Origin of the sequence: Methylocystis rosea SV97 (genome assembly GCF_000372845.1) — a bacterium.
In the GTDB taxonomy this organism is placed as follows: Bacteria; Pseudomonadota; Alphaproteobacteria; order Rhizobiales; family Beijerinckiaceae; genus Methylocystis; species Methylocystis rosea.
On the sequence record NZ_KB889963.1, the window covers coordinates 2,748,413 to 2,763,760 of the forward strand.

At 62.8% G+C, this 15,348-nt stretch carries 15 protein-coding genes; 5 read left to right on the forward strand and 10 right to left on the reverse strand.

The annotated features are described in order from the left end of the window. Window positions 1–47: 47 nt before the first annotated feature. A complete protein-coding gene (locus tag A3OO_RS23640) occupies window positions 48–191 on the forward strand; it encodes a hypothetical protein (protein WP_018408563.1) in 144 nt (47 codons plus the stop codon). 52 nt (window positions 192–243) lie between these two features. Beyond that, window positions 244–627, forward strand: a complete 384-nt coding sequence (locus tag A3OO_RS0114530) for a hypothetical protein (protein ID WP_156824834.1) — start codon at window positions 244–246, stop codon at window positions 625–627. A 28-nt stretch (window positions 628–655) separates the two neighbouring features. Here the strand turns inward: A3OO_RS0114530 and A3OO_RS0114535 are convergent, their stop codons facing one another. The 8 genes from A3OO_RS0114535 to A3OO_RS0114570 all read right to left on the reverse strand — a co-directional run bounded on the left by A3OO_RS0114535 (window position 656) and on the right by A3OO_RS0114570 (window position 10,029). Next, window positions 656–2,239, reverse strand: a complete 1,584-nt coding sequence (locus tag A3OO_RS0114535; RefSeq protein ID WP_018408565.1) for a peptide chain release factor 3 — start codon at window positions 2,237–2,239, stop codon at window positions 656–658. A gap of 113 nt (window positions 2,240–2,352) precedes the next feature. Further along, complete coding sequence (locus A3OO_RS0114540; RefSeq protein WP_018408566.1) at window positions 2,353–2,943, reverse strand: DUF3501 family protein; 591 nt, start codon at window positions 2,941–2,943, stop codon at window positions 2,353–2,355. Window positions 2,944–3,098: 155 nt separating this feature from the next. Further along, window positions 3,099–4,445, reverse strand: a complete 1,347-nt coding sequence (locus A3OO_RS0114545) for a heterodisulfide reductase-related iron-sulfur binding cluster (protein ID WP_018408567.1) — start codon at window positions 4,443–4,445, stop codon at window positions 3,099–3,101. A 204-nt stretch (window positions 4,446–4,649) separates the two neighbouring features. Beyond that, the gene (locus tag A3OO_RS0114550; RefSeq protein ID WP_026223003.1) at window positions 4,650–5,069 is read right to left on the reverse strand and encodes a rubrerythrin family protein; all 420 of its coding nucleotides are present in this window, start codon (window positions 5,067–5,069) and stop codon (window positions 4,650–4,652) included. Window positions 5,070–5,223: 154 nt separating this feature from the next. Then, window positions 5,224–6,234 (reverse strand): methyltransferase, encoded by a 1,011-nt coding sequence (locus A3OO_RS0114555; RefSeq protein ID WP_018408569.1) that lies wholly within the window; start codon window positions 6,232–6,234, stop codon window positions 5,224–5,226. Between the two features lie 42 nt (window positions 6,235–6,276). Next, window positions 6,277–7,677 (reverse strand): ribosome biogenesis GTPase Der, encoded by a 1,401-nt coding sequence (gene der, locus A3OO_RS0114560; RefSeq protein ID WP_018408570.1) that lies wholly within the window; start codon window positions 7,675–7,677, stop codon window positions 6,277–6,279. Between the two features lie 36 nt (window positions 7,678–7,713). Then, window positions 7,714–8,502 carry a tetratricopeptide repeat protein gene (locus A3OO_RS0114565; protein WP_026223004.1) on the reverse strand — a complete coding sequence of 263 codons (789 nt, stop codon included), beginning with the start codon at window positions 8,500–8,502 and terminating at the stop codon, window positions 7,714–7,716. Window positions 8,503–8,697: 195 nt separating this feature from the next. Further along, window positions 8,698–10,029: a PQQ-dependent sugar dehydrogenase gene (locus A3OO_RS0114570; protein WP_018408572.1), complete on the reverse strand. Its 1,332-nt coding sequence runs from the start codon at window positions 10,027–10,029 to the stop codon at window positions 8,698–8,700. 161 nt (window positions 10,030–10,190) lie between these two features. On the opposite strand from A3OO_RS0114570, the gene A3OO_RS0114580 reads away from it, so the two are divergent. Further along, the gene (locus A3OO_RS0114580) at window positions 10,191–11,000 is read left to right on the forward strand and encodes a DUF72 domain-containing protein (RefSeq protein ID WP_018408574.1); all 810 of its coding nucleotides are present in this window, start codon (window positions 10,191–10,193) and stop codon (window positions 10,998–11,000) included. Window positions 11,001–11,054: 54 nt separating this feature from the next. Here the strand turns inward: A3OO_RS0114580 and A3OO_RS0114585 are convergent, their stop codons facing one another. Together A3OO_RS0114585 and A3OO_RS0114590 are read right to left on the reverse strand one after the other, a co-directional pair. Continuing rightward, window positions 11,055–12,167 (reverse strand): endonuclease/exonuclease/phosphatase family protein, encoded by a 1,113-nt coding sequence (locus A3OO_RS0114585; protein ID WP_018408575.1) that lies wholly within the window; start codon window positions 12,165–12,167, stop codon window positions 11,055–11,057. Between the two features lie 313 nt (window positions 12,168–12,480). Next, complete coding sequence (locus A3OO_RS0114590) at window positions 12,481–14,043, reverse strand: MFS transporter (RefSeq protein ID WP_018408576.1); 1,563 nt, start codon at window positions 14,041–14,043, stop codon at window positions 12,481–12,483. 180 nt (window positions 14,044–14,223) lie between these two features. Here A3OO_RS0114590 and A3OO_RS0114595 point away from each other — a divergent pair, with 180 nt between their 5' ends. Both A3OO_RS0114595 and A3OO_RS0114600 read left to right on the forward strand, forming a co-directional pair. Next, on the forward strand, window positions 14,224–14,856 hold the full coding sequence (locus A3OO_RS0114595) for a TetR/AcrR family transcriptional regulator (RefSeq protein WP_018408577.1): 633 nt from the start codon (window positions 14,224–14,226) through the stop codon (window positions 14,854–14,856). Further along, entirely contained in the window at window positions 14,853–15,344 is a 492-nt protein-coding gene (locus A3OO_RS0114600) for a hypothetical protein (RefSeq protein WP_018408578.1), read from the forward strand. The genes A3OO_RS0114595 and A3OO_RS0114600 overlap by 4 nt, the downstream gene beginning before the upstream one ends. The last annotated feature ends 4 nt before the right edge of the window (window positions 15,345–15,348 follow it).

A 15,348-nucleotide genomic window follows, 5' to 3' on the forward strand; every position in this document is an offset into this window, starting at 1 on the left:
CTGACCAATCGCTCCCGTCCGCTCGCGGCGCGTCTTAGGGAACAAACATGACAGCTCTGCTGCACAGCAATTATTTCTCCGCGGTCCTGACCGAGACCCAAAAGGCTCTGGAGTTCTCCGCAAACGTCCTCATTCTCGCCGCGACCGTGGCGCTCGTCGGGGCGTTCTTGGCGCTGATCAAGGGCGCCTAGCCCTTTGCGCCGGCCGGGCGCCGCGTTCTTGTCGTCGTCGCGCAAACAAGGCATGTTTCAACTCGCCCCAAGCAACACATGGGTGATGAAAGTGAACATTGCAGCGGCGTTGTTAGCGGTTGCGACCGCCTCGGTTTTTGCAAATTCGGCGCAAGCGAAGCCTTTGACGCTGCTCTGCCGCCATAGCGACAATCTCTATGCAGCCCCCTATATGGTGGCCTATTCCCCGCTCAGTTCGACGCTCGCGATCGTGGACGATGGACGAACCGACGCATACGCCGTCGAAGACGTTGCAAAAGAGAACGGGGGATACATCATTCAGGCCTATGGCAAGCTGCTGAACGCGCACATTACGCTGATCACTTCGCTTCCGAGGCAGATCCTATATTCGGGCGCCTTCACCAACGACGTCTTCGCGATCGATTACTGCAGGTGAGCGGTTTTTCTTCGCCGCTGTTGGCGGCCTACGCCGCCCGCTTCTGATAGTCCTTCACATCCGAGAATGTGATCGCCGGATTGCGTTCGGCGTCATAATTGAGCTGGAACGCCGACGAACTCATGAACACCGGCGCGCCGTCGAGATCGTCGGCGATGCTGGAGCCGTTCGAATCGATGAAGCTCTTCAACTTCGCGGGCTCGTCCGAGACGATCCAACGGCAAACGGTAAAGCGCGGCTGCTCATAGCGCGTCTGCAATCCATATTCCCCCTCGAGCCGCGTCGCCAGCACGTCGAGCTGCAGCGCGCCGACAACGCCGACGATCGCGCCAGAGCCGTCGTGCGGCGTGAAGACCTGCACGACGCCCTCTTCCGCAAGCTGCTGCAAGGCTTCACGCAGCTTCTTCGCCTTCATGGCGTCGCCGATGAGAATGCGGCGCAGAATTTCCGGCGCGAAGCTCGGCACGCCGCGAAAGACGATCTCCTCGCCCTCGGTCAGCGTGTCGCCGATGCGCAGTTGCCCGTGATTGGGCAGGCCCACCACGTCGCCGGCATATGCTTCGTCGGCGATCGAGCGGTCGCGCGCAAAGAAGAACTGCGGCGCGTTGATGGGAATATTCTTGCCCGTGCGAATGAGTTTCGCCTTCATGCCGCGCGTGAGCCGACCCGAGCAGACGCGCATGAAGGCGATGCGATCGCGATGGTTGGGGTCCATATTCGCCTGGATCTTGAAGACGAAGCCGGTCATCTTCGGCTCCTTCGCCTCGACGAGGCGCTTGTCCGCCTCCTGCGCACGCGGGCTCGGCGCATATTCCGCCATCGCGTCGATCAGATCGCGAACGCCAAAGTTGCGCAGCGCGCTGCCGAAGAAGACGGGCGTCAAATGGCCCTCGCGGAAGGCGGAGAGATCGAAAGGCTTGTTGCCTTCTTCGGCAAGCATCGCCTCCTCCCGCCATGCATCCGCGCCGTTCGGCAAAAGCGTGTCGAAGAGCGGATCATTGAGGCCGCTCGTTTGCAGCAGCTCGGCGTCCTCATCGATCCGGCGCACAGTTTTCGTGGCGAAGCGGTATGTGCCGGCAAAGCTTCTGCCCGAACCGATCGGCCAGGTGATCGGCGTCGCGTCAAGCGCGAGCGTCTTCTCGATTTCATCGAGCAGATCGAACGGGTCGCGCGCCTCGCGGTCGAGCTTGTTGATGAAGGTGACGATCGGAATGTCGCGCAGGCGGCAGACTTCAAAGAGCTTGCGCGTGCGCGCCTCGATGCCCTTAGCGGCGTCGATCACCATCACCGCGGCGTCGACGGCGGACAGCGTGCGGTAGGTGTCTTCCGAAAAATCCTCGTGGCCCGGCGTATCCAAGAGATTGAAGACGCAGCCGCCGTATTCGAAGGTCATCACCGAAGTGACGACAGAGATTCCGCGCTCGCGCTCGATGCTCATCCAGTCCGAGCGCGTCTGCTGAGCGTTGCGCTTGGCCTTGACGGCGCCGGCAAGCTGAATCGCGCCGCCGAAGAGCAGCAGCTTTTCGGTGAGCGTCGTCTTGCCGGCGTCAGGGTGCGAGATGATCGCGAAGGTGCGGCGGCGTGAAACGGGGTCGTTGGCGGGAGTTGTCAATGCACTGTCGGTTGTGAGGGAAACGCTTGAAGACGACTTAATGGCAAGCGAGGCTCACTGCAATCTTGCTTCATCAAAGGCCAAGGTATCATCGATCGCCGCCAAGCGCGCCTTCAGGCAAAATCCTCCGCGAGCGATGCGCGCGTCGCTTCCGACAAAACAGCCATATGGCTGTAGTTGGGATGCGACAGGCCCAAAATCACGCGCGTGTTCGGCTCCCTGAACGCTGCAATCTGCGCCTTCGTGAAGGGGAAGTGCACGAATTGCACGCTGCTTGCCTTGCCTTCAGCCGTGGTGCGATCCTGATCCTGCTCGGCCTTGCCGGCGACGCGCTCGCCGCCGACTTCGATGGAGGCCGTCTCCTCGACGCCGCCAAGTTGCGCCAATACGCGGGCCCGCCGCAGCGCGTCGTCGATCTCGATCATGAAAGTCGCGACGAGTTCATTACCCTTTGGAATCAGTGGATTATATGCCGCAAGCTCGTCCGTGATCTGCGCCTCGCCGCCTTTTTCGATGTGCAGCATCTCCTGCACCTGCAACCACATCGTGTCGAAATTCTCGAAGTAGAAGGTGACGTAAGGGCCGACCTCAACCCGGCGATCCCGCTTGAGCGCCGTGATGCGCTTGCGATGTTCCGCCCGGTCCTTGGCGTATTCCGCCCAGGGGAGGATATCGGCGCGGGTCAGTTCGTGACGTGTCGTCATCTTTTTGATGCTCCATCAACCTGAGCGCTCATGCTGAGGAGCATCCGGGGGATGCGTCTCCGAAGCACGAGGGCGAGGCATCCTATGCAAATTTTTCCTCGTCCTTCGAGACGCGAGCTTCGCTCGCACCTAAGGATGAGGAAAAAACCCGACCTTTACGCGCCCGCAAGTCCATAAGCTCTCGCCATCAGCACGATCGGATGGCCGACGCGTTCCGGCTTCGGCGTCTCGCCGCCGAGCGTCTCGATCTCCTGTTCGATATGCAGTCCGGCAAGCGGGCATTCGGAAACGACGTGCTTCTTGTCGGCGTTCTGCAACTGCCGCGCGGCGGGCTTGCCCACCTTCATCGCCGTTTCGAAATTGCCCTTCTTGTAGCCCCAGGCGCCGCCATGACCCGAGCAGCGCTCGACCACGGCGACATCGGCTTCAGGGATCAGCGCAAGCAGCTCGGCGCCTTTCTGGCCGATATTCTGGGCGCGCGAATGACAGGAGACATGGAAGGCGACGCCGCCATTGAGCGGCGCCATGCCTTCGGCCAGCCCCTCTTTGCGGGCGATGTCCACGACATATTCGGAGAGGTCGAAGGTCGCCTCAGCCAGACGCTTGACGCTTTCATCCTCCGGCAGAATCAGCGGCCATTCGAACTTCAGCATCAGCGCGCACGACGGCACCGGCGCAACAATGTCGTAGCCCTGGTCGATGTAGGGCGCGAAGGCGGCGGCGACCTTGCGCGCCGCTTCCGCCACGTCGTCGAGCATGCCCTGTTCGAGTTTCGGCATGCCGCAACAGGCCGGGTGCACGACTTTGGTCTCGACGCCGTTTCTTGCCAGCACGGCGAGCGCCGACATGCCGATCGACGTATCGTTGTAGTCGCCGTAGCAGGTGGCGTAGAGCACGGCCTTGCGCGCCTTGGCCGGCGCCGACTCGTCGCGCATCGGCGGATTCGAAGCCGCCTGCGCTTCGAGCGTCTTGCTGGCGTATTTTGGCAGCTCGGCGTTGCGATCGACGCCCGCGACTTTCTCCTCGAGGCCGCGCATCATTGCGTTGTCGCGGCGCGTCGCCCAATTGGCCGCGCCTGAGATCAGCGTCGCCCATTTTCCGTAGCGGTCAGTGTCGGCAAGCGCGCGATCGACGGCGGGCACGCCCTTCTTTTTGGCTTCGACCGCGCGGTAGCGCAGGATCAGATGCGGAAAGTCGATGTTGAACTCGTGTGGCGGCACATAGGGGCACTTCGACATGAAACACATGTCGCAGAGGGTGCAGGCGTCGACGACCTGTTTGAAATCCGCGCTCGCGACGGTGTCGAGCTCGCCGCTTTTCGATTCGTCGATGAGATCGAACAGCCGCGGAAAGGAGTCGCACAGATTGAAACAGCGTCGGCACGTATGACAAATATCGAAAACCCGGCGCATTTCCACGTCGAGCTTCGCATCGTCATAGAAATCGTCGCTCCGCCAATCCAGCGGATGCCGGATCGGAGCCTCGAGGCTGCCTTCTCTCATCTTTGTTGTTCCAAAACACAACGGCCGTCATGGCCGGGCTTGTCCCGGCCATCCACGCGGGGATGCTGCGGAGCGGTCGCCGCACGACAGGGATGCTGAAGCCCAGCCGCTGGCGCGCGGGTCAGGCTCTGAGCCTTTCGCCGGTCCCATCGCGTGGATGGCCGGGTCAAGCCCGGCCATGACGCGAAGGACGTAATTCTCTGCTTACTTCAGCTCGTCCAGGGCGCGCTGGAAGCGGCCGGCGTGCGAACGCTCAGCCTTGGCGAGCGTTTCGAACCAGTCGGCGATCTCCTCGAAGCCCTCGTCACGGGCCGAGCGCGCCATGCCGGGATACATGTCCGTATATTCGTGCGTTTCGCCGGCGACCGCGGCCTTGAGGTTATCGGCGGTCTTGCCGATCGGCAGGCCGGTCGCAGGATCGCCGACGGTCTCCAGGAACTCCAGATGGCCGTGCGCGTGGCCGGTCTCGCCTTCGGCGGTGGAGCGGAACACGGTGGCCACGTCATTGTAGCCCTCGACGTCAGCCTTTTGAGCGAAATAGAGATAGCGGCGATTCGCCTGCGATTCGCCGGCGAAAGCGGCCTTCAAATTTTCTTCGGTCTTGCTGCCCTTGAGCATAGCCATTTCTTGCCTCCGAGTATCTGAGTCGGCGCGGCCGTTAGGCCCCCGACGCAAGAATTAGAATAATTCAAAACTAGCTTCTGTCCAACCAAAATCCAGAGCGGCGGCGCGGGGATTCGTCGCAGGCGCCGTGGACGCGTTCGCGCGCGCGGTGGCTCTATTTGACGCCGACCACCATGGAATCCAGCCCCGTCAGATGCTCAACCCGGGAGCTGGAGAACCCGGCTTCCTTCATCCAGCCCTCACAGTCGGCCCCCGTAAAGTCGAAGCCGCCGTCGGTTTCGATCAGCATATTGAGGCTCATCAGCAGGCCGAAAGCGTTCTCGCGACGATCATTATCGATCATGGCTTCATAGACGATCAGCGCGCCGCCTTCCGGGAGGGCGTCATATGCCTTCTTCAACAGCATCCGCTTTTGCTCAAGATCCCAATCATGAAGGATGTGCCCCATGATGATGACGTCGGCCTTGGGCAAATCGTCCTTGAAAAAGTCGCCGGGGTAGAACCGCAGTCGCTCCGCGAGCCCATTGGCGACGACAAATTCCTCGAATATCGGTCCGACTTGGGGGAGATCGAAGCCGCCGCCCGAAAGATGCGGATGCGCCCGCGCGATTGTGACGGGGACCATGCCCTGCGCGGCGCCGACGTCGACGAAGGTCCGATAGTCCCGCCAGGAGAATTTGTCGGCGATCGCCTGGGCGGCGCCGGCGCTCACGCCGCTCATCGCGGAGAGGAAGCCGCGCAGACGTTGCGGATCGGCGTAAAGCGCGGCGAAGAAATCGCTCTCGTCCTGATTTTCGCTTTGGCGTCGGCCGGTTCTCAGCGCCTCCGACAGATGTCCCCAGCTCTCGTACAGGCGCGCATTGGCCATCTCCAGCAGCCCGCCGACATAGCTCGGCCGACCGCGCACAAGGAAAAAATCCGCTTCGGGCGTATTGGCGTAACGCCCGTTGGCGTCGCGCTCCAGAACTTTCATTGCTACGAGAGCGTCGAAGAAGTCGTGCGCGGAGCGCTTGTGTAAGCCGAGTTGGGGCGTCAGCGTCGCAAGGTCGGCGGGGCCGTCGGCGAGAGCGTCGAAGACGCCGAGCTCCACTGCCGAAAGCAGCGCCTTGGCGTTCCAGAACGACATGCCGAGAGCGAGAAGTTTTTCAGGAGAAGGCTTGAGCATGGCGCCACAATCTCGCGAGCGACGTCATGACACAAGAGTCGCTCAGCCCTTGTGACGTCCTTCGAACGGGTTCTCCCCCGACTTTTTCGAGATCCTGATCGGCACGCCGGGAAGGTCGAAGGTCTTGCGCAGACCGTTGATCAGGAAGCGCTCGTAGCTCGTTGGCAGCTCGTCGAGCTGATTGCCGAAGAGCACGAAATGCGGCGGCCGCGACTTGGCTTGCGTCATATAGCGTATCTTGATGCGCCGCCCGGAAACCGCCGGCGGCGGCGTCTCCTCGATTTGCGTCAGCAGCCATCGGTTGAGTCGCCCGGTGCCGATGCGCTTGTTCCAAATTTCATGAACCGCGAGGATCGCTTGCATGAGCTTATCGAGCCCCTGCCCCGTCGCGCCCGACACCGGAACCACCGGACAGCCGCGCAGCTGCGCCAGCAGGCGTTCTGCGTCTTCGCGCAGCTTGATGAGCGTAGCGTCGCGGTTCTCGACGAGGTCCCACTTGCCGAGTGCAATGACGACGGCGCGCCCCTCGCGCGCCGCGAGGTCGGCGATCGAGAGATCCTGCTTCTCGAATGGAATCGTCGAATCGACGAGCAGCACGACGACTTCCGAGAACCGTACGGCGCGCAGCGCGTCGGCTGCCGACAGCTTTTCCAGCTTGTCGACGACGCGGGCGCGCTTGCGCAGACCGGCCGTGTCGAAGAGCTTCATCTTGCGGTCGCGCCACACGAAATCGACCGAGATCGAATCGCGCGTGATTCCCGCTTCGGGTCCCGTCAGCAGGCGCTCCTCGCCGAGAATGCGGTTGATGAGCGTCGATTTTCCGGCGTTGGGCCGTCCGACGACCGCGATGCGCAGCGGCTTCGTGACATCGAGGTCGCTGCCGTCCTCATCGTCGTTGCGCAGATTTTCTTCAATGGCGACGTCGTCTTCGAAAGGCTCGGCGGTCTCCTCGGGTAGAGCCTCGCGCAGCGCGTCATAGAGCGCGCTCATGCCTTCGCCATGCTCGGCGGAAAACGGCACGGGATCGCCAAGACCCAGCGAAAAGGCGTCGTAGACGCCTGGCCCGCCGGCCTTTCCTTCCGCCTTATTGGCGATCAGGATAACCGGCTTGCCAGCGCGACGGACCAGATCGGCGAAATATTTGTCGTCAGGCGTGACGCCAACGCGCGCGTCGATGAGAAAGAGAATTGCGTCGGCGGAGAGGATCGCGTTCTCAGTCTGGGCGCGCATGCGCCCTTCCAGAGTCGGGCCCCGGCCTTCCTCCAGCCCGGCCGTGTCGATGATGGTGAAGCGCAGATCGGCGAGCTTGGCTTCGCCCTCCCGGCGATCGCGGGTGACGCCGGGACGGTCATCGACAAGCGCCAGCTTCTTGCCGGTCAGCCGGTTGAACAGCGTCGATTTGCCGACGTTCGGCCGGCCGATGATCGCGAGCGAAAAGGACATGACTCGTTTCTCGCTGCGCTGCCGCGCCCTTCGCCGCTACTTCGAGGGCTTCACCTCGAACGGCGCCTCGCCGGACGATGCGGCGCCTTCCTGTTCCGGCTCGATCACCGGCGTCACGGTGACATTGCCGCCGCTCGCGGCTCCTCCGGCTCCGGCCGTCGGCGCCGCCGCCGCCGGCTTGGGTCCGCGTTTGGCGTGCAGCAACCCTTGATAAGCCGCGGCGCGCTGACGCACGGATTGCGGAGCGTCGCGATCGCTGAGCAGAATGTTGAAGTCCCTCTCGGCCTCTTCGAAATCGTCATTGGCCAGCGCGTCGAGACCATTCAATTCTTGCGCCGAAAAGCGGAATGCGCCGTTCGACGTCATCATCGGTCCGAGCGCGCGTTCCATCTTCTGGCGGTCTCCGCTCTCGAGGATGATCAGCGCAGCGCGCAGCAAAGCGACTTCCTGATTCAGTTTGTCGACATTCTTGTCGTCGGCGATCGCCTCCAATTCTTGGAGCGCGCGCGCCCTGTCTTCGCGCAGTTCCGCGGCCCGGATGCGCGCGAGCGCCGCATAGCCTTTGGGAGCGTCCTTGGCGACAGCGTCGAAAGCGGCCGCTGCCTCTTGAGCCTTGCCTTCGTTGGCGAGCGCGATCGCGGCTTCAAAGCGGGCGTTCGCGGCTTCCGCCGTTTTTTGACGGTTGGTCTGGTAATAGCTCCACGCGCCGGTCGCAGCGACGATCAGCACGGCGAAGATCAGGATCGGCGTGTGATAGCGCCGCCAAAGGTCCGCCGCCTTGTCGCGCCGGACATCTTCATCGACCTCATGGAAAATATCGGACATGTGCGCCAGACCCTTGACTCCGCCCGAAAAAACCGGACTGACCGCAGCCGATAGCATAGGCGGCGGCCAAATGCGAGCGCAGCCGGCTATTCCGCCAGGGCGATCGGGTGAAGGGCTTCCTCCTTCTGAGGAGCGCGCGCAGCACGCGTCTCGAAGGACGAGGAAGCGCGTGTTCTTCTCACCCGATTCCGCTATCTATTCCGCTTGCTTCTTGGCGGCGCTCGCCCGCCACACGACGCCCCCGGCGTCGTCGGCCACCAGCAGTGCGCCGCGCTTATCGACGATAACGCCGACCGGCCTGCCCCGCGCTTCGCCGCGCTCGTTCAGAAAGCCGGTCAGCACCTCTTTCGGGGCGCCCACCGGCGCGCCATTCTCGAACTTTACGAAAAGGACGCGGTAGCCCACGCGGGGACTGCGATTCCACGATCCGTGCTGGCCGATGATCGCGCCGTTCTGGAACGGCCCGAGGGCGGAATCGCCGACGAAGGTAAATCCAAGCGAGGCCGTGTGAGAGCCGAGCGCATAGTCCGGCCGGATCGCCTGCTTGACGAGTTCCCGATCTTGCGGCTGCACGCGCTCGTCGACATGCTGTCCGTAGTAGCTGTATGGCCAGCCGTAAAAGGCCCCCTCGCGCACCTTTGTCATGTAGTCGGGCACGAGATTGTCGCCGATCTCATCGCGTTCGTTCACCGCGACCCACAGGTCGCCTGTCGCGGGGTTCCAATCCATCCCGACCGGGTTGCGCAGTCCAGAAGCGAACACCCGCGTGTCGCCGGTCGCCGGATCGATCTCCAGAATGTCGGCGCGGTTATGCTCCTCCTCCATGCCATTCTCGGCGGCGTTGGAGTTGGACCCGACGCCGACGTAAAGACGCGAGCCCACTGGATCCGCGACAAGGCTCTTCGTCCAGTGATGATTGCGACCCGACGGCAGTTCCACGACCTTCTCCGGCGGCGCTTCGATGCGCGTGTCGCCTTCCTTGTACGGAAAGCGCACGAGCGAATCGGCGTTGGCGACATAAAGCTGATCGCCCACCAGCGCCATCCCAAACGGCGAATTGAGGTTTTCCAGAAAGACTTCCTTGGTCTCGGCGACGCCGTCGCCGTCCGCGTCGCGTAGCAGCGTGATGCGGTTGGCGCTCGGCTTATTCGAGCCGGCCTGGCGCATATAAAGGCCCATGAAGAAACCGCGAACGCCGCCGCCTTCATTCTCGGACTTGGGCGGCGCATCGGTTTCCGCGACAAGAATATCGCCGTTCGGCAATTCGTACAGCCAGCGCGGATGGTCGAGCCCCGTCGCAAAAGCCTCAACGTCCAGACCCTCGGCGGGCGTAGGTTTTTCGCCGCTTGGCCAGCCCACGGCGCGAGCGATATTCACGTAAGGAAATGCGCCGGTCGGATGCGGCGACGGCAGCGTCGGATTGGGTCCATAGCCAGCGCTCTCTGGCATTTCGGGGCCGCGATCGCAGGCGGCGAGCGCGGTAGCGGTCAGCGCGAACAGAAATCTCCAGAAAAAATTCGCCGCCATGGCGCCTTCTCCCCAAACGAACCGCGGTAAATACGAGAAGCCGCAGCTTCAACCATCGACAGTCGGCGACGAAGACAAATATGTTATCGACGACGCCGCTAAGATGGCGCGGCGGGGGTAAGTCTCAAGCCCTCGCCAGTCCATACTAGGCTGGAACGCAAATGAGTCGAAAGACCGGACGCGTCTATGTCGGCGTCGGCGGCTGGAATTACGCCCCCTGGCGCGAATCCTTTTATCCCGCTGACCTCGCACATAAGCGCGAACTCGAATATGCGAGTCGCAAGCTCTCCTCCATTGAAATCAACGGCACCTATTATCGCACACAGAGCGCCGCGAGCTTCGCCAAATGGCGCGATGAAACGCCCGAAGGCTTCATCTTCAGCGTCAAGGCGCCGCGCTTCGCGGTGATGCGCAAGACGCCACAGGAGGCGGGTGAGTCGATCGACCGCTTTTTCGCAAGCGGCGTGATGGAGCTGGGAGACAAACTCGGACCCATCTTGTGGCAGTTCCTGCCCACCAAGAAATTCGACGCGGGATTCTTCGACGCCTTTCTTTCCCTGCTGCCGAAGAACATCGGCGGCCTACCACTGATGCACGCGATTGAGCCGCGCCATGAGAGCTTCAAGACGGCTGAATTCATCGCGCTGGCGCGACAGCATGGCGTCGCCATCGTCGTCGCGGGCGATTCAAAATATCCGCTTATCGCCGATCTGACGGCGCCCTTCGTCTATGCGCGCATCATGGGAACGCGTCCCGATGCTCCACTCGGCTATGACGATAATGCGCTCGAGCAATGGACGCAGCGTGCGCGACAATGGGCGAGTGGCGCTGCGCCGAGCGGGCTTGACTATGTCGCGCGAACGCAACAGAAAGCGGCGACGCCTCGCGATGTTTTTCTCTACGTCATCAGCGGCGCCAAGGAACGCAATCCGGCCGCCGCCATGGCGCTGATGGAGCGACTCTCCCACTAGGGGCGCCCAAAAGGTTGACAGACTTTTGATGAGAACCTGCTCCGACATTTGACTTTATAGGTCGATGTCCACCCATATCGCCGCATGATCCGACGCTGCGTCCTCCTTGCGGGCGACTTCCGGATAGGCCTCCCAGCGTTTGGCCCGCGCGCCCGGCCACATGCCTTTGCGAAACACGCCGCCGCTCGTGACCCTGTCGAACAGCGCTGGCGACAGCAGAATGAAGTCGATCTTGTTGTCCGCGGCGCAACTGCCGTAGGTGCCCGGAAAACCGCCGTCCTCGAATTTCGGATGCAAGAAGATGTCCTTCAGATCCGTCCCTTCTAAGAGAGGACTCAAAGGCTCGCTGTCCGGCGTGTCGTTGAAGTCGCCCATGATGGCGATGTTCTTGATCCCCATGGCGATGCGCTCGTCGTAGATCTCCGCGACGCGTTTCGCCTGCGCGCGACGTTTGGCGTTGGACGATTGCTGCGAGCCGAAACCCTTGCTCTTGAAGTGATTGAGCATCACCAGCAGGCGCCCGCCGGACGGCGACGACACCTCGAACTCGGCGCAATCACGCGAAAAGATCGGATTGCGCTCGTCCAGCATTTCGTCGACGTGGCTGCGCAGCACGCCGATGGGAAATTTCTGCCGCGTCAACAGGCCGACGTCGATGCCGCGCGTGTCGTTGCCGTCGATCACCATCGCGTGCCGAAATGCCTCGCCGCCGAGCGCAGCGACGACGTCCGCGTTGAAATCCCGCAGCACCGGCCGGCTCTCGACTTCGACGACGCCGAGAACGTCCGCCTCGATATCTCTCATCACCCGCGCCGTATTCCGCATCGCCTGTTCATCGATGGGCTCGTCGCGCAACTCCAGCGAGCCGACCCAATCGGCGCGCCCGCTCGCGACAATCTCAACGCCGCCCGACTTGGGGCGTTTGATCAGTCCGCCCCTGTTGCGCCGCAGGATAACGAAATCGCCGATGTCGGATTTTTCCAAATCAAGTTCAATGACAAGTTTCGCCATGCGCTTCTTGTCGGCGGCGCTGTACGACGGCTGCGCCAGCAGCGCACTCAGTTCCGCGAAGCGTTCGAGAATAGGTTTGCCTTGCGAAAGGCTCTTGAGATTCATTGCGCGTGCGCGATCGAAAAGATTCTCAACATTGTATGAGGCGAGTCTCATGAAATCCCCCAAGCGCAAAAAACAACACAATGCGCTGGAGGCTAAAGCTCGACGCGCGTCGTGACAAGCACATGACGGGCGATGCAGGCCTTCGAACTCGGGTTAGTTTCAGCTCACTTTCCGCCGTCATGCCCGCGCTTGGCGCGGGCATCCACGCCGGGACATCGCGAACGCATCACGCGGAGACGGCATGTTCGGCTCATGTCCTGACATTTGCCTCGTGTCATCGCGTGGATGGCCGCGCCAAGCGCGGCCATGACGCGGTGAGATGACGCCTCGTTAACCTAGACTCGAGCCCTTGACGGGCGACGTGCTACGCCGGGGCCGAACTCGGCTTTTCGCCTGCGCCTTCCGGCGACGGAGGACGCGCTTGCTTGAGCGCAATCTTCGTCGCGAACGCGGCGCCGACAAGCCCCAAGGCGCCCAACCAGGCGGTCGCTTGAAAACCGGCGCAGAAGGCGTCGCGCGCGGCGGCGAGGGTCCGCTCGGCCACTTCGGGAGGCAAGAATTTGACGGCGTCCGCCGCGCCGCCGAGCGTCGCGCCCGCCGCCCGCGCGACGTCCGCCGGGAGCCCCGCGACGACGTGGGCCATTTTGGCGCGATAGATCAGCGTGCCAAGACTGCCGAGCGCGGCGATGCCAAGGGCGCCGCCAAGTTCTATCGCCGTTTCCGACAAGGCTGACGCCGCGCCGGCGCGCTCGGGCGGCGCCGACGTGACGATGATTTCCGTCGTCAGCGCGATCACCGGCGTGAAGCCGACGAGAAGCAGAGACGATAAAAGCACCCCGTAGAATCCAGTCGCCAGCGCGAGGCCGACAAATCCAGCCGCAGCGACGATCAATCCGCCGGCGAGAAGATTGACGGGCGTGATGCGGCGCGCGAGCGCGGGCGTGGCGAAGGAGCCGATCATGAAGACGATCGCCGACGGCGTCGACCACAGCCCTGCATCGAGCGGCGTCAAACCAGCGACGAGCTGAAAATACTGGGCGAGCAGAATGAACGACCCGAACATGAAGAAGACGCCAAGCATGTTGATGCAAAGCGCCAAATTCAGCGACCGTGAGCGAAACAGCGCGAGATCGATCAAAGGGTCTTCGAGCCGCGACTGTCGGCGCAAGAACAGGAGCGCGAGCGCGACGCCCGCCGCCGTCGCTCCGATCGCGTCGGCGCCGAAGCCCGCCTCGGCGGCGCGCTTCAATCCGTAAACGAAGGACAGCACCGCCGCGAGCGACAGAAGCGCGCTGGCGAGATCCAGCCGGCCCGCGTCAGGGTCGCGATATTCCGGCAGAAGCACCGGCCCAAGAATAAGCAGAAGGACCATCACCGGGACGCCCGCGAGAAAGACCGAGCCCCAGCCGAAAGACTGAATGAGCGCGCCGCCGACGAGCGGCCCGATGATGGCGCCGGCGGAGAAGCTCGAAATCCACATGCTGACCGCGAAGGTGCGTTCCGACGGATCGCGGAACATGTTGGCGAGCAGCGACAGCGTCGACGGCGCGAGGGTCGCTCCCGCGATGCCAAGCGCGGCGCGCGCTAAAATCAGCATCTGCGCCGATTTGGAGAAAGCGGCGATGATCGATACGGCGCCGAACGCCGCAGCGCCCAGCAGCAGCACCTTGCGCCGGCCGATGCGATCGCCGAGCCCGCCCATGATCATCAGGAAGCCGGAGACCATGAAGCCGTAGACGTCGATGATCCACAGCAGTTGCGACGCGCTCGGCCGCAGTTCCGCCGTCAGCGCCGGAATGGCGAGATTGAGCACCGTGAAGTCCATCGCATAGACCAGGCAGGGCAGAGCGAGGATGGCGAGCCCGATCCACTCCCGGCGCGTCGCCTTGAGCGAAGGATCGGATGTGTCTGGCGCGGCGCTATGCAAGGAGTCGCTCCGTCGGCCCTCTTGGCCGTGAGCGCGCAGCGTTTATCGGTTTTGACGAGCGACATCAATAAACGCCCCTGCCCGAGGCGTGGCAGCGCGCCTTAAGAAGCACGATCGAGTCTTGAAGTTCATACAAGACGGCGCTTGACATCGGCGAGACGCAATGTCACACGCTATGACATGACATCACATAAACTGACATCACTTCGCGAGACTCATAAGGATCATACGCGAACGCGTATTCTCGAGGCCGCGATCGACGAGATGCGCGAGGGAAAGCTGGATGCGCTCACCATCGCCAAAGTGGCTGAGCGCGCGCAGGTGACCGAACGAACCGTCTACCGTCACTTCCTGACGCGCGAGGATCTCTTGAAGGCGGTCTGGCCGCGCATGCAGGCGCGCGTCGGCAGTTCGGGCTTTCCGCAGACCGCTGACGATTTGATCGCCACGCCGTTGCGGCTGTTCCCTCGATTCGATGAAGAAGAGGGGCTGATCAGAGCGTCGATCTCTTCCGAACCCGGACGCGAAATGCGCTTAAGTTCGAATCCGCAGCGTCAGGCGGCGATGCTCGCCTGCGTCGCCGACGCGCTGCCCGAGATGGACGACGCCGCCAAACGCCGGCGCGCTGCGGTCGCCCAGCTGATCGACAGCGCCTACGCCTGGTCGGTCCTGAAGGATTTCTGGGGATTGGAGGGCGCCGAGGCCGGCCGCGCGGCGTCCGAGGCGATCGCCGTTCTGCTCGGTCGCCGCCCGGCCGCCGATGAACGCGAATTGTCGCCTGAACGCGTTTTTTTACATGGAGAAGAGAAATGACCTGCATCGCCCACGCTTCCATCCCAGCCGACAATCCGGAGGTCGTCGCCAAAGTGCTCGCAGAGATCATGCAGGGCGAAGCGACGCCCTTCCCTCCCGCAGGGCCGAGCTCCTGGATGGCTTGGTCGGGCGACGGCGAAGTCGAGCTTGAGATCGCGCCGCGCGGCCATGTGCTGGCCTGTGGCCCAGACGAGGGCTACTGGACCCCGCAAAATCAGGAAACGCGTCTTTCCGAAGCGCATCTCGCCATTTGCGTGGCTCGGCCGGCGGAGGAGATCATCGCCATCGCCACACGGGCCGGCTGGCCGGCTCGGGCCTGCGATCGCGGCGGCGGATTGTTCCAGCTGTCGGAAGTGTGGGTCGAAGGCGCATTCATGCTGGAATTCCTGGACCCGGCGCAGACCGCGCGCTATCGCGAGGTTGTGACGCCTGAAAACTGGAAGCGCTTCCTCCAGTCGATGCAGAACGCGGAAGCGACCGCCGGCTGATCCA